This window comes from Paragemmobacter kunshanensis, from assembly GCF_011059185.1.
Taxonomy (GTDB): Bacteria; Pseudomonadota; Alphaproteobacteria; order Rhodobacterales; family Rhodobacteraceae; genus Paragemmobacter; species Paragemmobacter kunshanensis.
The window spans coordinates 234,902-253,081 of record NZ_JAALFE010000002.1 but is presented as its reverse complement, the minus strand read 5'-3'; the positions used below and the strand labels follow the sequence as shown (position 1 = coordinate 253,081).

Here is an 18,180-nt window from a genome sequence, read left to right as displayed (position 1 = left end):
ACCCGGGCGGCGAAAGGCCCCCGCAGGCAACGAGGGGCGGACCTAGTCGACCTTGGCGGCCCGAGTCTACCATTGTGGCAGAATTGCAACCGAAATCTGGCCATTTTCGGCGGATATCCGCCGAAGAAAATTAACACGCAGTATCAAGACCTTGCCGCAACCACAGGATATTGTGTCAGTTTTCGCCCCTGGCTGCAGCCTCTTGCAAGGCCAGATGCGCCGCCGCAAGCCGGGCCAGGGGCACGCGATAAGGCGAACAGGACACGTAATCGAACCCCGCTTTCCGGCAAAAGGCGATTGATTCGGGGTTGCCGCCATGCTCGCCACAGATCGACAGGACCAGATCCCCCCGCGTCTTGCGTCCGCGATCCGCCCCGATATGCAACAGCTCTCCCACCCCGTCCACGTCAAGGATATGGAACGGATCCTCGGGAAAGACGCCCTGCTGCACATAGGTATTCATGAACCGCCCCGCATCGTCGCGCGACAGGCCATAGGTCATCTGCGTCAGGTCATTCGTGCCGAAGGAAAGAAAGGCCGCATGTTGCGCGATCTCCCCCGCCCGCAGCGCCGCGCGCGGCGTCTCCACCATCACGCCCAGCTTGTAGGCGAAATCCGCCCCCGCCTTGGTGCGCACCTTGGCCGCCACCGCATCGACGCGGGTCTTGACCAGTTCCACCTCGCGCCGGGCCGAGACCAGCGGGATCATGATCTCCGGCACCACCGCCGCGCCGCGCCGCCCCACCTCGACCGTGGCCTCGAAGATCGCCTGCGCCTGCATGTCATAGATCTCGGGCAGCACGACCCCCAGCCGCACCCCCCGCATCCCCAGCATGGGGTTGAACTCGGCCAGGGCCTCGGCCCGCCGCGTCACCTCCGACAGGGGCTTGTCCAGCGCCTCGGCCAGTTCGCGCAGGCCTTCGCGGCTATGCGGCAGGAATTCGTGCAGCGGCGGGTCGAACAGCCGGATACAGACCGGCAGCCCCTGCATGATGTCGAACAACTGCACGAAATCCTCGCGCTGCATCGGCAAAAGCCGCGTCAGCGCCGCCGCCCGATCCTTGGCGCTATCGGCAAAGATCATCTCGCGCATCACGACCAGACGGTCATCTTCAAAGAACATGTGTTCCGTCCGGCACAGCCCGATGCCCTGCGCCGCGAATTGCCGCGCGGTCGCGGCATCCTGCGGCGTGTCGGCATTGGCGCGGATGCCGATGTCGCGATACTGGTCCGCCCAGCCCAGAAGCTTGCGGAAACTGTCATCCAGCGCCGGGGCCAGCATCTCGGCCGCGCCCGCCAGCGCCTCGCCGGTGGTGCCGTCCACGGTGATGATGTCGCCCTCGCGGAACACCCGCCCGTCGGGCGCGATCAGCTTTCTGTCCTTCGCATCCAGCTTCAGGTCCGACGCCCCCACGATGCAGGGCAGCCCCAGCCCCCGCCCGATCACGGCGGCATGCGACGTCATCCCCCCCCGCTCGGTCAGCACGCCCACGGCGGAATGCATGCCGCGGATATCCTCGGGCGCCGTCTCGCGCCGGACAAGGATGCAAGGCTCCCCCCGCGCGGCGCTTGCCTGCGCGGCCTGGCTGGAAAAGACGATCCGCCCCGTCGCCGCCCCCGGACTGGCCGCGATGCCGCGCACGAACACATCCCGCGCCCCCCGCGGATCCACCTGCGGATGCAACAGTTCCGACAGCGCCCGCGGCTCCACCCGCAGCACGGCCTCGGCCTCGGTGATCACCCCGTCCTCGGCCAGCGCCACCGCGATCTTCAGCCCCGCCCGCGCGGATCGCGCCACTTTCACCGCATCCAGCACCGACAGATGCCCGTCCTCGATGGTGAATTCGATCTGCATCTCCTCGCGCAGCTTCACCCGGCAGGCCGCGCCAAAGCGCAAGAGATCCGCAAACAGCTCCGGCGCCAGTTCCTCCAGCGAGGGCCCGCGCGGATCGCGCGTCAGATAGATCGCCTCCGTCCGCTTCAGCGCGTCGCGCCCCTGGCTTTGCCCCAGATAGCGCCCCGTCACCTGCGCCAGCCCCGTCACCGGATCGACGAACTGGATCACCCCGGACCCGGAAACCCCCTTGCCGATGCCCTGCGCCATCTCCTGCACCACAAGACCCAGCGCCGCCTCTTCCGGCGCGCCCTTGGCCGCGCGCAAAAGCCGCGCCGTCGTCCCCTCCCAGGCCCGCGCCATCGACCGCAGCACCTCTGCCAATTGCCGCGCGGGGTCTTCGGGGAAGGGTTCGTCCATCTCCAGCTCATAGACCCGCAGCGCATCGCGCAGGCTTTCCGCCGAAGGGGCGGCGGCGTCGAACATGTCGGGATCCAGCCGCGCCACATGGGTGGCATAGGATTGCACAAAGCGCAGATAAAGCGCATCCGCCGCCGCCTGCCCGTGCCGCGCCACCAGCGCCCGATGCCGCGCCGCATTCATCCCGATATTCAGGATCGTCCCCGGCCCGCCCCAATCGGGGTTCTGCGGGCTGGGCCGCACGGATATCAGCGCATCCGCCCCGAAATGGGCCAGGATCGCCTCGACATCCACGGGATGCCCCGCCGCGATGGCCCGCACCGTGGCCGCGGGCAGCGCCACGGTCTCGGGCACCGGCAGGTCCAGCCGGATCAGCCGCTGCAGGCATTTCGCCCGCCAGCCATGCGCGGCGGTCGCAATCCGCGCCGAGGGCGTGATCTCGGCGAAATCGGGAAGCATGTCGATCTTCTGCACTGCGGCGACCTTTCCTTTGCAGGCGCAGGATACGCCTTGCACGCAGTCAATCAAGCCTGACATTGCCTGATTTTCGGGCGCCGCGCCCTGGCCAGCCCCCGGGGGTTTCACACCCCCGGACCCCCGTGGGATATTTGAGAACAGATGAAGGGGGGGCGGTCAGCCTTCCACCTTCGTCAGATCCGCCACGCCCGCACAGATGGCGCGGATGCGATGCAGAAGGTTCAGCCGGTTTCGGCGCAGGATCTCGTTCTCGGCATTGATCTGCACCGCCTCGAAGAAGGCGTCGATGGGCGCGCGCAACTGGGCCATTGCGCCCATCGCGGCGGCGAAATCCTCGGCGCGCATGGCGGGGCCGATGGCCTGTTCGGCCACGTCCAGCGCATTGAACAGGGCGCGTTCCGCGTCGGATTCGGCGAATTTCGGATCGGCGCCGAAGGAATACTCGACGCCATCCTTCGCCTCGGCCTGGCTCAGGATGTTGTTCGCCCGCTTGAAGCCCTGCAGCAGGTTGGTGCCATCGTCTGACGTGAGGAAGGATTGCAAGGCCTGCGCCCGCTTGACCAGCAGCGTGAGGTCATCGTTGCCGGGCATGGCAAGGCAGGCGTCGATGACGTCATGCCGGATGCCCTGATCGCGGAGGAAGACCTTCAGTCGGTCGTGGAAGAAGGCGAGGAGGTCTGCATCTTCAGTTTTCGACATCTCGCCTGAAATTTGCTCGCCAACTTTGCGGGCAAGGACCAGTGCAATACTGAAATGACGGTCGAAAACATTGAGAAGCGAAGCGCGCACCCCATTCACCAACACCAGCCGGATCACCCCCAAAGCCGCCCGACGCAGCGCAAACGGGTCCTTGCTTCCCGTCGGCTTCTCGTCGATCGCCCAGAACCCGGTCAGCGTGTCGATCTTGTCGGCCAGCGCCACGGCGACCGATACCGGCTCCACCGGCACCGCATCCGCAGGCCCCAGCGGCGAATAGTGATCCCGGCAGGCATCCGCAACGGAGGCAGCCATCCCCGCCTCCAGCGCGTAATAGCGGCCCATCACCCCCTGCAATTCAGGGAATTCCCCCACCATCGACGACCGCAGGTCCAGCTTCGCCACCTTTGCCGCCTGTTCGGCCAGCGCCGCATCCGCCCCCACCAGGGGCGCAATCTCGCGCGCCAAGGCCGCGATGCGCTCGATCCGTTCCGCCTGGCTGCCCAGCTTGTTGTGGAAGGTCACGGCGCGCAGCCCCTCGGCCCAGTCGCCCATGCCGCCCTTGGCCACCCGCAGGTCATTCTCCCAGAAGAAGCGCGCATCCGACAGGCGGGCGCGCAGCACCTTCTGGTTGCCCTTCAGGATCGCCGCCCCGCCATCCGCCGCCTCGATATTGGCGACCGTGATGAAGCGTTCGATCCGCCCCGTCCTGGGGTTTCGCACGGAAAAGAACTTCTGATGCTCCTTCATGGATGTCTGCAGCACTTCCGGCGGCAGGCCCATGAATTCCTCGCCGATCTGCCCCATCAGCACGACAGGCCATTCCACCAGCCCTGCCACTTCCGCCAGCAGGCCGCGATCCTCCACCACCTCCAGCCCGGCGGCAAAGGCCATGTTCGTGGCCTCCTGCCAGATCTGCCCCTCACGCTCGGCGGCATCCAGCATCACCTTCGCGCGGGACAGCTTCACGCGGTAATCGTCAAAGGAGGTCACGGCAAACCGCCCCGCCCCCATGAAGCGATGCCCTTCCGTCGTGTTGCCCGCGCGGATTCCGTCAATCTCGAAGGGCACGACCCGCGCGCCCGCCTCATCCACCATCAGGCACAGCACCGATTGCAAAGGCCGCACCCAACGGAGCGACCCAGACCCCCAGCGCATCGATTTGGGCCAGGGGAAATTGCGGATCACGCCTTCCAGCACCTCGGCCACGATCGCATCCGCCGCGCGGCCGGGCTTTTCCACTACCGCGAAATAGACCTGCGCCTTCTTGTCTTCGCGCACCTCAAGCTGGTCCTTCGTCAGCCCGGTCGACCGCAGGAACCCCTCCAGCGCCGCCACCGGCGCATCGACGCGCGGCCCCTTGCGCTCTTCCCGCACGGCCCGGCTTTCCGCCGTCAATTCCTCCACCGACAGCACCAGACGGCGCGGCGTCGAAAAGGCCCCGGCGCTGGCATAGGTCAGCCCCGCCTCGACCAGCCCGTCGGTCACCAGCTTCTTGAAGTCAGCCGCAGCCTTCCCCTGCATCCGCGCGGGGATTTCTTCCGAGAACAGTTCGATCAGCAGGTCAGGCATGATGGGATCACTCGCTCGCCGAGGCGTTCAACTGGTGCCAGGCAAAGGCCCGGCCATCGGGAAAGACCGCGACGACGCGGTCCACGCCCGGGTGGATTTCGGCTTCCGAAAGGAAGGGGATGGCCTCGCCCCTTTCGATGGCCGCGCCAATGGCCTGTGCATCGAAACAGTCGAACCAGCCGGGCGCCACATTGGGCACGGCGCCTTGATAGATCTGATAGGTCTCGGTCAGCATCGCCTGCGTCATCGGCGTGCGGAAACAGGCGCGAAAGCGGATCGGGCTCGACTCGCTGTCGATGCCCGTCACATCCTCGGCGATGATCGGCTCCGCCTGGCCGCCCTCGATCAGCGTCAGGCGGATCTCCTCGCCCGGCACGAAGGCCGCCTCCTCGTAAAAGGCATAGACCTGCAGCCAATACATGACCACGCCCGCAAGCGCCCCGATCACCACGATGCTCCCCGCTGCAATCTTGCCATTCACGCCGCCGCCCCCCCAAGGGCACCGCCGGCCTCGGTCGTCACGAAGGCATCGGCACAGCGCTTGGCCAGCGCCCGCACCCGCCCGATATAGGCCTGCCGTTCGGTGACGGAAATCACCCCCCGCGCATCCAGCAGGTTGAACAGGTGGCTGGCCTTGATGCACTGGTCATAGGCGGGATGCGCCATCACGATGCGCTTGCCCGATTTCGGATCCTCGGGCGCGAAGGCCAGCAGCCGCTCGCATTCCGCTTCGGCATCCTTGAAATGCTGGAACAGCATCTCGGTCGTCGCCCCGTCAAAGTTGTGGCGGCTGAATTCCTCTTCCGTCTGGCGGAAGATGTCGCCGTATTTCAACGGGATGGGCGAGGCCGGATCGTTGAAGGGCATCTCCATCACATGGTCGATCCCCAGCACATACATCGCCAGCCGCTCCAGCCCATAGGTCAGCTCGCCCGATACCGGGCGGCAGTCATGCCCGCCGACCTGCTGGAAATAGGTGAACTGGCTCACCTCCATCCCGTCGCACCACACCTCCCAGCCCAGGCCCCAGGCGCCCAGCGTGGGGCTTTCCCAGTCATCCTCGACAAAGCGGATGTCATGCAGCATCGGATCCAGCCCGATGGCCCGCAAGCTGCCCAGATACAGATCCTGCAGATCAGGGGGCGAGGGTTTGATGATCACCTGATACTGATAGTAATGCTGCAGCCGGTTCGGGTTCTCGCCATAGCGCCCGTCGGTCGGGCGGCGCGAGGGCTGCACATAGGCCGCGGCCCAGGCCTTCGATCCCAGCGCCCGCAGCGTGGTGGCCGGGTGAAAGGTGCCCGCGCCCACCTCCATGTCATAGGGCTGCAACACGGCACAGCCTTTCGACGCCCAATAGGATTGCAGGCGCAGGATGATCTCCTGAAAGCTGCGGGGAAGCGTCGCGGTATCAGCCATGGCCGGGCCCTCTTGAAAACCGCCCCCTCCATAGGCAAGAGGCGCTTGGGGGTCAATCCTCGCACCATCCGGCAACAGCCGCCTTGCCCGACAGCCGCACCCCTCCGAAAGGACGTGTAACTCGGGGCCGCGCTCTGCTAGGGTTCGGCCTGAAATGCAAATGGGTTCCTGCCGATGTCTCGCCTGCTGATTGCCTGCCTCGCCGTCCTTGTCTCGATCCTCCTTTCCCCCCCCGCACCGGCCCAGCAATCCACGGACAAGGTCTGGATCCAGATCGAGGCCAAGCCCAACCTGGCCGAGGCCGAGGATCGCGCCGCCGCCTGGACGGCGATGTTCGACAATGTGCAGGGCTATTTCCTGGGCTCGGGCTGGCATGTGATCGCGCTCGGCCCCTTCGACAGGGACGAGGCCGCGCTGCGTCTGGCCGGCCTCCTGCGCGAGAATCTCGTGCCCGCCGACAGCTTCATCAGCGACGGCCGCACCCATCGCGCGGCCTTCTGGCCCGTCGGCGCCCCGCTTGCGGATCCTGCCGCCGACCCCGCAGCAGACCCCGGCACCGACCCCGCCGCCCCCCTGGCCGAGGCGACGCCGGTCCCCGAACCCGCCCCGACGCCCGCCCTTCCCGATGAAACCACCGAACAGGCGCGGCAAAGCGAATCCCTGCTTTCGCAGGCGGATCGCGAACTTCTGCAAACCGCGCTGAAATGGTTCGGCCATTACGACAGCAGCATCGACGGCGCCTTCGGGCGCGGCACCCGCGCCTCCATGGCGGACTGGCAATCTGCCATGGGCTATGAACCCACCGGCATCCTGACCAGCTTCCAGCGCGATACGCTGGTTGCCAATTACCAGGCCGAACAGGCCGCCCTCGGCCTTGCCACGATCACCGAACCCGAAGCCGGGATCGAGGTGACGCTGCCCACCGCGCTGGTGGCCTTCGATCACTACGAACCGCCCTTCGTGCATTTCGTCGCGCGCGACGGCAGCGATGCGCTGCGCGTCACCCTGATCAGCCAGCCGGGCGACCAGGCCGCGCTCTACGGCCTTTACGACATGCTCCAGACGCTGCAGATCATGCCCACCACCGGCCCGCGCGAACGCGGTGAACGCAGCTTCACCCTGCGCGGCGACAGCGCCGATCTGTCCAGCCAGGCCTATGCCGAACTGTCGCGCGGCATGATCAAGGGCTGGATCGTCACCTGGTCCCCCACCGCCGACCTGCCCATCGACCGCATCCTCGGCGCGGTCGAGGCCAGCTTCCGCCCCATCGGCGACCGTGCGCTGGATCCCGGCATCGTGCCGATGGATGGCGGCACCCGCGCCGGGCTCCTTTCCGGGCTCGAGGTGCGCAAGCCCCGCCTCACCCGCTCGGGCTTCTTCGTCGATGCGCAGGGCAATGTCCTGACCACCGCCGATGCGGTGGACCATTGCAGCCGCATCACCCTCGACGGCACGACCGAGGCGCGCGTCACCCTCGCCGATCCGGCGGCGGGCATCGCCCTTCTCGCCCCCGCCACCCCCGTCAGCCCGCCGGGCAGCGCCGAATTCCAGCTTGCCCCCGATCGCATCGGCAGCGAGATCGCCGTCTCGGGCTACAGCTATGGCGATGCCCTGCCCGCCCCCGTGCTGACCTTCGGCACGCTCGAGGCCGCCGAGGGCCTCTCCGGCGAAACCGGGGTCAAGCGCCTCGCCCTCGCTGCCCTGCCGGGCGATGCCGGCGGCCCCGTCCTTGACAATACCGGCGCGGTGCTGGGCCTTCTTCTGCCCGCCAGCGACGATCCCGCCCGCGTCCTGCCCGAAGGCGTGGCCTTCGCGGCCACCGGCCCGGCCATCGCCGCCGCCCTTCAGGCGCGCGGTGTCACCCTTGCGCAGGCCGCCCGTCAGGGCGCCCTCCCGCCCGAGGATCTGGCCCGCGCGGCCGGGCGGATGACGGTCCTCGTCTCCTGCTGGGAATGATCAGGTCCGCCAGAAGCGCGGCATCAGGATGACATAGACCGCCATCAGCTCCAGCCGCCCGATCAGCATGCCCAGGATCATGATCCACTTGGCCGCATCGGGAAAGGCCAGCAGGGCGCCGGTCGGATGTACCTCCGGCCCGAAGGCGGGGCCGACATTGGCAATCGCCGTCCAGGCCGCCGTCACGGCGGTCTTGAATTCCAGCCCCGCCAGCCCCAGCGCCACGGCCAGCAGCCCGAAGGTCAGCATGAACAGCGTGAAGAAGGAAATCACCGCGTTCAGCACGTCATCGCCCACCGCCCGCCCGTCATAGCGCAGCGCATTCACGGCATTGGGCTCATACAAGCGGCGCAATTGCAGCTTCACCGCCTCGAACAGGATCAGATAGCGGAACACCTTCACCGAACATCCCGTGGATGAGGTGCAGCCCCCGATCAGCCCGGTGATGAACAGGATCGCAAAGGGAAACGGCCCCCAGAGCGACAGGTCCGTGCTGGTGAAGCCGGTCCCGGAAAAGACCGACACCACATTGAAGGATGCCTCGCGCAGCACCGCCCAGAAGGCGAAATCGTTGCTTCCCATCTCATAGACCACGATCGCCGCCACCGCATAGGCATTCCAGCGCAGATAGGCCCGCACCTGCCGGTCCTTCCACATCGGCACCCATTCCCCCTGCCAAAGCTGGATGAAGCGGATGAAGGGCAGGCTGCCCGCCAGCATGAAGACCACCGCCGCATATTCCAGCGGCCCGACGAATTTCCCGAAGGACTGGTCCGATGTGGAAAATCCCCCCGTCGACACCGTCGACAACGCATGCACCACCGCGTCGAAGCCGCTCATCCCCAGCGCGGCATAGGTCGCCGCACAGGCCAGCGTCAGCACCACATAGATCTGCACCAGCGCCGACGAGATATCCAGCGCGCGCGGCAGGATCTTGCCCAGCGTGTCGAACCCCTCCGACCGGAAGAACTGCATCCCCCCCACCTTCATCACCGGCAGGAACAGCATCGCCACGATCACGATGCCCAGCCCCCCCAGCCAGTGCAGCATCCCCCGCCACAGATTCGCCCCCAGCGGCAGGTCATCCAGCCCCACGATCATCGTGGCCCCCGTCGTCGTCAGGCCCGAGGTCGCCTCGAAGATCGCCTCCGTCCAGTCCAGCCCCGGCGCGCCCAGCACCAGGGGCAGCGCGCCAAAGAAGCAGGCCGCCACCCATGTCAGCACCGTCAGCAGAAAGATCTGCTGCAGCGTCAGCCCCCCCGCCAGCGAATTGGCCGTGGCCAGCGCCGTCGCCCCACCCGCCACCAGGCAGATCATCCCCGCCTTCAGGAAGGCCGCCCAGTTCGGATCGCCCGCCGAAAGATCAAGGATCATCGGGAACAGCATCGCCCCGCCCAGCGCGACAATCACAAGGCCGATGACATGGGCAACAGGGCGCGGATCAATCATGGGGCGGGAAGGTGGGGTGCCGCGCCTGCGCTGTCAACCACTGCCCCCGCCCGCGCCTCAGCGCTGCCAGAACCGCGGCAGCACCAGCACGAAGATCGCAAGCAACCCCAGCCGTCCCGAAATCATCGCCAGCGTCATCACCCATTTCGCGATATCGGGAAAATCCACGAAGGTGCCGGTCCGCTCTACCAGCGGGCCGAAGCCGTAGCCGATATTGCCAAGACAGGTCCAGACGGCGAACAGCGACGACATCGCATCCACCCCCGTCAGCGTCATGGCCACGGTCAGCACGCCCAGCGTCAGGATGAACCCGCCGACATAAAGGATCAGCGCATCCATCACGTCCGGCTCCACCGTCCGCCCGTCATATTTCACCGGCACCACCCGCCCCGGCATCACGATCAGCCGGATCTGCTGCACCAGCGCGGCCCAGATCAGCTGCACCCGGAACACCGAAAGCCCCGCCGCGCTCGATCCCGAACAGGCCCCCATCATCCCGATCACAAAGGCCACCGGCAGCATGAACCCGCCCCAGAGCGAAAAGCTCCCCGAAAAGAACCCGGTGGACGAGATGATCGAGGTCAGGTTGAACAGCGATTCGCGAAAGACCGTCTCCAGATCCATGTCCGAAGTCAGCCAGCGCCACAGCGTCACCGATCCCACGGCCACCGCCAGGATCTTCAGATAGGCCCGCACCTGCCCGTCCCGCCACAGCGCCCGCGGCGTGCCCCGCACCAGTTGCACATAGCGGATATAGGGCAGGCTCCCCAGCAGCATGAACAGCGCCCCGAAATACTCCCCCGCCCCGGAATAGGGGTTGAACGAGGCGTCGCGCGGTGAAAACCCGCCCGTCGCGATGGCGGCAATCGCATGCACCGTCGCATCCAGCGCCGTCATCCCGATGGCGGCAAAGGTCACCCCGGCGATCAGGATCAGCCCGACATAGACCCCCAGCAGATCGCGCGCGATATCCGTGGCCCGCGGCAGGGCCTTGCCGAAGGTGTCAAAACCCTCGGTCCGGAAGAACTGCATCCCCCCCACCCGCATCACCGGCAGGAAGATCATGGCGACAAAGGCGATGCCCAGCCCCCCCGCCCCGTTCAGCAGGCCCCGCCACAGGTTCATCCCCGCGGGCATCTCGTCCAGCCCATAGATCACCGTGGCCCCGGTCGTCGTCAGCCCCGACACGGCCTCGAAATAGGCTTCGGTGAAATTCAGATGCGGCACGCCCAGCATGAAGGGCAAGGCGGCAAAGACCGGCAGGCCGAACCAGATCGCCGCGGTCAGAAGATAGGCCTGCCGGATGTCAAAAGCCCCGACCGCCCGGTTCACCGTGGCCAGCGCCACCAGCCCCCCGCCCCCGCCCGTCACCAGCGCCGATACGACAAAGGCCCAGGCATTGCTGTCCCCCGCGCTCCAGTCCACGATGGCCGGGGCCACCATCAGGATCGCCAGCACGATCAGGATGCGCCCGAAGACATAGGAGATGGGCCGGAAATCCAGCATGATGGGCAAGTGCTAGTCGCACCTGCCCCCAGCCGTCAATCGCCTCCGTCATCGGCAGGCATCCACCGCCCGGGCAGGCAGCTGCCTGCCAGCCCCCCTGCGGCCCGATCCCGCCCGGGATCAGCCGACGTGGAACAGGGTCGAGAACAGCCGCGGGTCCAGGCTTTCCTGTGCAAAGGTCTCGCCCTCGGTCAGCACGCTGACCGCATCATGGCTGTGCAGGCTTTCCTGATGGCTGGCCACGATGCGGAAATCGCCGATCCGCCCGTCGCCCTTCAGCGCCTGACAGAAAGACCGCGCCGCATCTTCCACGAAGATGGGATTGGCCGCGTTCAACTCGGCGAAGGCCTGCTCATCCTCGCGCTTCACCATCACCTGCGTCTCGGTCGGCACCGCCTCGCGCGCCAGATCGATCAGGTCCTCGAACCACAGCCGCGTGCCCGGCTTCACCTCGACCGAGATCCGCGCCACCGACCGCTGCGAATGGGGCGTCGCCAGCTGCCCCCGCGTGCGGCGCGCATGTTCGCTCAGTTCCAGCGAGCAGGGGCAGGTGGACGAATAGACAAAGTCCAGATGCATGATCTTCTTGCGCACCCCGGCCACATCCACCAGTTCCAGCGCGATGTCGTAATACTGCCAGCCCGAAAGGCCCGACCGCAGCGATCCCACCTTCACCGGGAAGGAGAACCGCATCTGGATCCGTGCATCAAAGCTTTCCAGGTCGCGCTTGTAATCCTCCAGCGCGTGCTCGATCACCGCAAAGCTGAAATCCCGCTCCGCATGGGCATAGAAGGACCGCATGATGCGGCTCATGTTGATGCCCTTCTTCTCCGCCTCAAGGCTGACGGTGCCGGTCACGCTGGTCTCCAGCGTCAGGTCGCCATTGTCGCGGGTGCGATAGCGGATCGGCAGGCGGAAATTGGAAATCCCCACATGCTGGATCAGCGCCTTCTCGCCCCGGATCAGGCTGGCAGGCCCGTTCTGCAAGTCGGGCAGGCTGTCCTTGTAGGCTTCATCCACCACGAAATCCGACGGATAGACCCGGCTCAGCGCCGGATAGCCCTCGCCCGGCAGCAGATAGGCCACGGCGGAATCCAGCGTGGCGATCTCGGCATCCGAAGCCTTCCCCGCCCAGCGCTTCAGCACGGCCAGCGCCGCCTCCGCCTCCTCGCGCGAGGGTTGGCGGTCGAGTTCGGGGGTATGGATGTTCATGGTCTTGCCTTTCGGTTCGGGCGGGCTTTCGCCGGCCGTCAATGTCAACAGGTATACGCAGCCTTAACCGTCTCGGATCACCCTGCCCGGGGCAATGCCCCCCGGAGAGAGGTCGAATATAGGCGCTCGCCCATCACAATGAAATGACGTCGGACGCACAGATGGCACCCGAATCCGACATTGACCAACCCCTTTCGGGAACTAAGCCGCTCAGGCCTGCGCCAGCGCCTGCCGCAGGTCCGCGATCAGGTCTTCCGCATCCTCCAGCCCCACCGACAGCCGGATCAGGCCGGGCGTGATTCCCAGCTTGTCCTTCTGCTCCTGCGGCAGCCGCTGATGCGTCGTGGTGGCCGGATGGGTGGCAATCGTCTTGGCGTCCCCCAGATTGTTGGAAATCTTGGCAATCTCCAGCGCGTTCATGAAACGGAACGCGGCCTCCTTGCCGCCCGCCACCTCGAAGGTCACCAGCGTCCCGCCCGATCCCATCTGCGCCATCGCCAGCGCATGCTGCGGATGCGACGCCAACCCCGGATAGATCACCCGGCTCACGGCCGCCTCCCCCTCCAGCGCCTGCGCGACACGCAGCGCCGAATCCGCCATCGCCCGGCAGCGCAGATCCAGCGTCGCCATCCCGTTCAGATGCATCCACGCCGTGAACGGGCTCATCGACCCGCCCGTATGCTTCATGTAGGGCTCAAGAACCTTGCGGATCCACTCCTTCGACCCGCAGACCACGCCGCCCAGCGCGCGCCCCTGCCCATCGACATGCTTGGTGGTCGAATAGACCACCACATCCGCCCCCTGCTCCACCGCCCGCGAAAAGATCGGCGTGGCAAAGACATTGTCCACGATCACCACCGCACCCACCGCATGGGCAATCTCGCTGACCGCGCGGATGTCCACCAGTTCCAGCGTCGGGTTCGACATCGACTCGAAGAACACCGCCTTCACCCCCGGCACCACCGCCTTCTTCCACTGGTCCAGATCGGCCCCGTCCACGAAGGTCACCTTCACGCCGTAGCGCGTGAGAACCTCCTCCAGAATGTAAAGGCACGACCCGAACAGCGCGCGGGACGATACGACATGATCCCCCGCCCGCAGCATCGACACCAGCGCGCCATTGACCGCCGCCATGCCCGAGGCCGTGGCAAAGGCATCCTCCGTCCCCTCCAGCGCCGCGATCCGTTCCTCGAACATCCGCGTGGTGGGGTTGCCATAGCGGGCATAGATGAACTCATCCTCCCCCGCCTTCACGAACCGCGCCTCGGCGCTCTCGGCGCTCTCATAGGCAAACCCTTGGGTCAGGAAGATCGCCTCCGCCATCTCGCCATACTGGCTGCGGCGGGTTCCCTCATGCACCAGCTTCGTGCGCGTCTTCCAGTCGGTCATCGTCAGCGGCCCCCGGCCAAGAAAAAGCCCCGGCAAACCCAGAGGTGCCGGGGCGCGATGCCCGAACCCTCTTTAGCGGAATGTTTAACGTGGCCCGCAATCCGGTAACAAAGCGCCACATCCGCCCGATACGCCCCTTGGTCCGAAAGGTCAACGCCCGCGCAACGGCGCACAGGGCAGTGGCGCATTTTGCGCCTTGCCGATCCGTCCCCGACCCGCATGATCATTACAAGCAGGAACAGGAGCATCCATGACCGCCCCCATCCAACTCCACTACTGGCCCACCCCGAACGGCAAGAAGATCACCATCGCCCTGGAAGAAATGGGCCTCCCCTACGAGGTCCACTTCGTCAACATCGGCGCGGGCGATCAGTTCAAGCCCGAATTCCTGGCCATTGCCCCCAACAACCGCATGCCCGCCATCGTCGATCCCGAAGGCCCGGATGGCGCGCCCCTCTCCCTCTTCGAATCCGGCGCGATCCTGCAATATCTGGCGCGCAAGACGGGCAAGTTCGGCGGCTCCAACGCCCGCGAACAGGCTGCCGTCGAACAGTGGCTGATGTGGCAGATGGGCGGCGTCGGCCCCATGGCAGGGCAGGCGCATCACTTCCTGAAATACGCGCCCTCCATGGACCCGCCCCACGACCTGCCCTATGCGAAAGACCGCTACCGCCGCGAGGTGGGCCGCCTCTACGGCGTCCTCGACAAGCAGCTTGCGAAAACCCGCTACGCCGCGGGCGATTTCCTCTCCATCGCCGATTTCGCGATCTGGCCCTGGGCGATGGGCTGGCAGGCGCAGGAACAGACGCTGGACGACAAGCCCAACTTCAAGCGCTGGCTCGACGAACTCGCCGCCCGGCCCGCCTTCGAGAAAGGCGCCGCCATCGGCATGGAGCGCCGCAGCGATGCCGCAACCGACAAGAAGGCGCAGGAAATCCTCTTCAAGCGCTGATCCCCAAATTTCTTCGAAGAAATTTGCAAATTCGTTCGAACGAATTTGAAAGGGCGGCGGGCAAGGCACCGCCCTTTTCCACCCACCGGGACGAATTCCCTTGCCATCCGCCCCGAAAGGGCGCAAGCCACAGGGGCTTTATTCGATCTTTCGACCTTCTGTCTTCCCTCGGGCTGTCAGACGCGCGCTTGACACGACCCTGAGCCAGGCCACCGCACCTTCGCGGGTGGCATTTTTGACAGGAGATCTCACGATGGCCAACGGCACCGTGAAATGGTTCAACGCCACCAAAGGCTTCGGCTTCATCGCCCCGGAAGGCGGCAAGAAGGACGTGTTCGTCCACATCACCGCGCTGGAGCGTGCTGGCCTGCGCGGCCTGAATGACGGCCAGGCCGTCACCTTCGATCTGGAAACCGATCGTCAGGGCCGCGAATCCGCAACGAACCTCGCCCTGGCCTGATCGGCCCAAGGCACGACATGCGGAAAGGGCGGCCCTCGGGCCGCCCTTTTCCATTCCGTAGGGCGGGGTTCACCCCGCCACCCCGGCCCCCTTTAATCCTTCTTCTCTTCCTCGATCGCATAGCGGCTCAACACCCCCCCTTGCGTCATGAAGAACAGGAACAAGGCCGCCGTCAGCCCGAATGTCTTGAAATTCACCCAAGCCTCGGTCGACATCGTCCTCCAGATCACCTCGTTCAGCACCGCCAGCGCGAAGAAGAAGGCGCACAGCCGCCGCGTCAGGATCATCCATCCCTCCGCCTGCATCGGCAGCGCCTCTTCCATCACCGCGCGCAGATAGCTCTGCCCGCGCAAAAGCCCAAAGCCCAGGAGGCCCCCGAACAGCAGATAGATCATCGTGGGCTTCATCTTGAAGAACCGCTCGTCATTCAACCAGACCGACAGCCCCCCGAACAGCACCACCAGCACCACGGTGGCGATCTGCATCTTCGACAGCTTCCCCGTCAGCCCCCACAGCAATCCCGTCGTCACCAGCATCAAGGGGATGAACAGCGCGGTCACGACGATGAAGCCGTCATATTCCGTGCCGCCGATGACAAAGACCTGATCCTTCAGCTTCACATATCCGGCAAAGAACAGGGCAATCGGCCCCAGTTCCAGCACCAGCTTCACCCAAGGGCGCAGTTTCTTCTCGCTCATCGGTTCATCCTGCCCATTCCATCACCACGGCACCGGCCGCGATCAATCCCATCAATCCGGCGCGCACCGCGCCCACCCTCTCGCCCAGCACCCACCAGCCGATCAGCGCGGCAAAGACGGTGGATGTCTCGCGCAGCACCGCCGCCTCGCCCACCTTGTCCAGCCGTGTGGCCAGCATGACCGACCCGAACGAGACATAGGCCACCATCGCCCCGATTGCACCCCGCCGCAGCAAAGGCCCGATCTCCGCCCGCCCCAGCCCCGCCAGGCGACGCGCCATGATCAGCGGAAAGAAGATGCCATCCAGCATGAAGAACCAGGCCAGAAAGGTGAAGGGGTCCGCCGTCGCCCGGATGCCATAGGCATCATAGGTGGTGTAAAGCGCGACAAAGGCCCCCGTCGCCACCGCCAGCGCCAGCGCGGGCACCAGCGTCTCGCGCGCCACCTCGACATGGCGCAGGTTCCAGGCCGCAAGGCCAAAGATCCCCGCCATCAGGATGCCCACCCCCGCCCATTGCCCGGCGGAATAGGTCTCGCCAAAGACGATCCCCGCCCCGATCACCGCAAAGAACGGCCCCGTGCCGCGCACCACTGGGTAAACCACCGTATAGGCCCCCCGCGTATAGGCCATGGCCTGCAACAGCTTGTAGGCCGCATGGATGACAAAGGCCCCGGCAAAGATCACCCACATATGCGGCTCGGGCCAGGGCACCACGAACAGCGCGAAGGGAATGGCCATTACCCCATAGCAAAGGTCGATCACCGCCCGCGACAGCCAGGGATCATGCCGCCCCTTCTGAAGCGCCCCGAACAGCGCATGCAGCACCGCCGCCAGCAGGGCCAGCGCCAGCGCCAGATCCCGCCCCGCCGCCGTCCCTTCCAGCGAGATCAGCCAGCCGCTCACTCCTGCCCGACCAGCGCCTTCGCGAAATCTTCCGGATCGAACGGCGCCAGATCGTCGATCTGCTCCCCCACCCCGATCGCATGGATGGGCAGCCCGAACCGATCCGCCAGCGCGACCAGCACGCCGCCCTTGGCCGTGCCATCGAGCTTGGTCATCACCAGCCCCGTCACATCGGCAATCTTGCGGAAGATCTCCACCTGGCTCAGCGCATTCTGCCCCGTCGTCGCATCCAGCACCAAGAGCGTGTTATGCGGCGCCGTCGCATCCACCTTGCGGATCACCCGCACGATCTTGGCCAGTTCCTCCATCAGGTCCTGACGGTTCTGCAACCGCCCCGCCGTGTCGATCAGCAGCAGATCCGCCCCCTGCGCCTGCGCCTGCGTCAACGCATCAAAGGCCAGGCTGGCCGGGTCCGATCCTTCCGGCGCGGTCAGCACAGGCACCCCCGCCCGCTGCCCCCAGACCTGCAACTGCTCCACCGCCGCCGCGCGGAAAGTGTCGCCTGCGGCAATCACCACCGATTTCCCCGCCGCCTTGAACTGGCTCGCCAGCTTGCCGATGGTCGTCGTCTTGCCCGACCCGTTCACCCCCACCACCAGCACCACCTGCGGCCGCTTGGGGTAAATCGGCAAGGGCCGCGCGACCGGCTCCATGATCCGCGCCACCTCGCCCGCCAAGGCCGCCTTCAACTCCCGCGTGGAAATCCGCTTCCCGAACCGCCCCTCCGCGATATTGGCCGTCACGCGCATCGAGGTTTCCACCCCCATATCCGTCTGGATCAGCACCTCTTCCAGGCTTTCCAGCATCGCGTCATCGACCAGCCGGCGTGGCTCCTCCACCGCCGCCCCGCCGCCGCCGAACAGCCGCCCCAGAAGCCCCGGCTTCGCCGCTTCCGGCTCCACCTTCCGCTCGGCCTCTCGCGCCTGTGCCTGTGGCATGGCCGGGGGCGGTGACACTGGCGCTGCCGGGGGCGCTGCCGGGGGCTGCGCGGGCGCAACCTCTGCAGCACGCGCCGCCTCCGATGCCCCGGTTTCCGCCCCCTCCGGCGCGGCGGCATCCTCGGCCACCAGGGCCTCCAGCCCCTCGCCGATCTTGTCGGAAGACCGGAACATCCGGTCGCGCAGTTTCTTGAAGAAGGACATGCCGCCCCTTTCCGCCAATGGCCTTCCCGTCACCTAATCCCTTCCGCCCTTGAACGGAAGGCCCTCCGCGCCGGTCCATGCCCCCGGGATCGCC

14 protein-coding genes and 1 riboswitch are annotated in these 18,180 nt (G+C 66.2%); of the genes, 3 read left to right on the top strand and 11 right to left on the bottom strand.

Features of this window, described 5'->3' with window-relative positions:
• Nucleotides 1-175: 175 nt before the first annotated feature.
• The 4 genes from G5V65_RS03640 to G5V65_RS03625 all read right to left on the bottom strand — a co-directional run bounded on the left by G5V65_RS03640 (nt 176) and on the right by G5V65_RS03625 (nt 6,418).
• On the bottom strand, nt 176-2,728 hold the full coding sequence (locus G5V65_RS03640) for a putative PEP-binding protein (RefSeq protein ID WP_165047143.1): 2,553 nt from the start codon (nt 2,726-2,728) through the stop codon (nt 176-178).
• Nucleotides 2,729-2,887: 159 nt separating this feature from the next.
• Nucleotides 2,888-4,999, bottom strand: coding sequence for a glycine--tRNA ligase subunit beta (glyS, locus tag G5V65_RS03635; RefSeq protein ID WP_165047142.1), 2,112 nt, complete (start codon nt 4,997-4,999; stop codon nt 2,888-2,890).
• A 7-nt stretch (nt 5,000-5,006) separates the two neighbouring features.
• Nucleotides 5,007-5,480, bottom strand: coding sequence for a DUF6446 family protein (locus G5V65_RS03630; RefSeq protein WP_165047140.1), 474 nt, complete (start codon nt 5,478-5,480; stop codon nt 5,007-5,009).
• Nucleotides 5,477-6,418, bottom strand: a complete 942-nt coding sequence (locus tag G5V65_RS03625) for a glycine--tRNA ligase subunit alpha (protein ID WP_165047138.1) — start codon at nt 6,416-6,418, stop codon at nt 5,477-5,479. The genes G5V65_RS03630 and G5V65_RS03625 overlap by 4 nt, the downstream gene beginning before the upstream one ends.
• Before the next feature lie 174 nt (nt 6,419-6,592).
• Here G5V65_RS03625 and G5V65_RS03620 point away from each other — a divergent pair, with 174 nt between their 5' ends.
• The gene (locus tag G5V65_RS03620; RefSeq protein ID WP_165047137.1) at nt 6,593-8,374 is read left to right on the top strand and encodes a serine protease; all 1,782 of its coding nucleotides are present in this window, start codon (nt 6,593-6,595) and stop codon (nt 8,372-8,374) included.
• Here the strand turns inward: G5V65_RS03620 and G5V65_RS03615 are convergent, their stop codons facing one another.
• From G5V65_RS03615 to metZ, 4 genes are all read right to left on the bottom strand, one after another.
• Nucleotides 8,375-9,823 (bottom strand): TrkH family potassium uptake protein, encoded by a 1,449-nt coding sequence (locus G5V65_RS03615; protein WP_165047135.1) that lies wholly within the window; start codon nt 9,821-9,823, stop codon nt 8,375-8,377.
• Nucleotides 9,824-9,880: 57 nt separating this feature from the next.
• Complete coding sequence (locus tag G5V65_RS03610; RefSeq protein WP_165047133.1) at nt 9,881-11,329, bottom strand: TrkH family potassium uptake protein; 1,449 nt, start codon at nt 11,327-11,329, stop codon at nt 9,881-9,883.
• A gap of 120 nt (nt 11,330-11,449) precedes the next feature.
• Nucleotides 11,450-12,541 (bottom strand): GTP cyclohydrolase FolE2, encoded by a 1,092-nt coding sequence (folE2, locus tag G5V65_RS03605; protein WP_165047132.1) that lies wholly within the window; start codon nt 12,539-12,541, stop codon nt 11,450-11,452.
• A 210-nt stretch (nt 12,542-12,751) separates the two neighbouring features.
• On the bottom strand, nt 12,752-13,930 hold the full coding sequence (gene metZ / locus G5V65_RS03600) for an O-succinylhomoserine sulfhydrylase (RefSeq protein ID WP_165047130.1): 1,179 nt from the start codon (nt 13,928-13,930) through the stop codon (nt 12,752-12,754).
• Between the two features lie 51 nt (nt 13,931-13,981).
• A riboswitch (SAM riboswitch) is annotated at nt 13,982-14,059 on the bottom strand.
• Nucleotides 14,060-14,180: 121 nt separating this feature from the next.
• Here metZ and G5V65_RS03595 point away from each other — a divergent pair.
• A complete protein-coding gene (locus G5V65_RS03595) occupies nt 14,181-14,882 on the top strand; it encodes a glutathione S-transferase N-terminal domain-containing protein (RefSeq protein ID WP_165047128.1) in 702 nt (233 codons plus the stop codon).
• 253 nt (nt 14,883-15,135) lie between these two features.
• Nucleotides 15,136-15,342, top strand: coding sequence for a cold-shock protein (locus tag G5V65_RS03590; protein ID WP_161767080.1), 207 nt, complete (start codon nt 15,136-15,138; stop codon nt 15,340-15,342).
• Nucleotides 15,343-15,434: 92 nt separating this feature from the next.
• Here the strand turns inward: G5V65_RS03590 and G5V65_RS03585 are convergent, their stop codons facing one another.
• From G5V65_RS03585 to ftsY, 3 genes are read right to left on the bottom strand one after another with little or no spacing between them, the layout of a single operon-like run.
• On the bottom strand, nt 15,435-16,040 hold the full coding sequence (locus G5V65_RS03585; RefSeq protein ID WP_165047127.1) for an inner membrane-spanning protein YciB: 606 nt from the start codon (nt 16,038-16,040) through the stop codon (nt 15,435-15,437).
• 4 nt (nt 16,041-16,044) lie between these two features.
• Entirely contained in the window at nt 16,045-16,944 is a 900-nt protein-coding gene (locus G5V65_RS03580; RefSeq protein ID WP_165047125.1) for an EamA family transporter, read from the bottom strand.
• A complete protein-coding gene (gene ftsY, locus G5V65_RS03575) occupies nt 16,941-18,086 on the bottom strand; it encodes a signal recognition particle-docking protein FtsY (protein WP_165047123.1) in 1,146 nt (381 codons plus the stop codon). Before ftsY ends, G5V65_RS03580 begins: the two co-directional genes overlap by 4 nt.
• Nucleotides 18,087-18,180: the final 94 nt, after the last annotated feature.

What these genes read in the sequence shown, in the direction of transcription:
- glyS (WP_165047142.1), bottom strand. Translation starts at nt 4,999, where the DNA reads ATGCCTGACCTGCTGATCGAACTGTTCTCGGAAGAAATCCCCGCGCGG.
- G5V65_RS03625 (WP_165047138.1), bottom strand. Translation starts at nt 6,418, where the DNA reads ATGGCTGATACCGCGACGCTTCCCCGCAGCTTTCAGGAGATCATCCTG.
- G5V65_RS03620 (WP_165047137.1), top strand. Translation starts at nt 6,593, where the DNA reads ATGTCTCGCCTGCTGATTGCCTGCCTCGCCGTCCTTGTCTCGATCCTC.
- G5V65_RS03615 (WP_165047135.1), bottom strand. Translation starts at nt 9,823, where the DNA reads ATGATTGATCCGCGCCCTGTTGCCCATGTCATCGGCCTTGTGATTGTC.
- G5V65_RS03610 (WP_165047133.1), bottom strand. Translation starts at nt 11,329, where the DNA reads ATGCTGGATTTCCGGCCCATCTCCTATGTCTTCGGGCGCATCCTGATC.
- folE2 (WP_165047132.1), bottom strand. Translation starts at nt 12,541, where the DNA reads ATGAACATCCATACCCCCGAACTCGACCGCCAACCCTCGCGCGAGGAG.
- metZ (WP_165047130.1), bottom strand. Translation starts at nt 13,930, where the DNA reads ATGACCGACTGGAAGACGCGCACGAAGCTGGTGCATGAGGGAACCCGC.
- G5V65_RS03595 (WP_165047128.1), top strand. Translation starts at nt 14,181, where the DNA reads ATGACCGCCCCCATCCAACTCCACTACTGGCCCACCCCGAACGGCAAG.
- G5V65_RS03590 (WP_161767080.1), top strand. Translation starts at nt 15,136, where the DNA reads ATGGCCAACGGCACCGTGAAATGGTTCAACGCCACCAAAGGCTTCGGC.
- G5V65_RS03585 (WP_165047127.1), bottom strand. Translation starts at nt 16,040, where the DNA reads ATGAGCGAGAAGAAACTGCGCCCTTGGGTGAAGCTGGTGCTGGAACTG.
- ftsY (WP_165047123.1), bottom strand. Translation starts at nt 18,086, where the DNA reads ATGTCCTTCTTCAAGAAACTGCGCGACCGGATGTTCCGGTCTTCCGAC.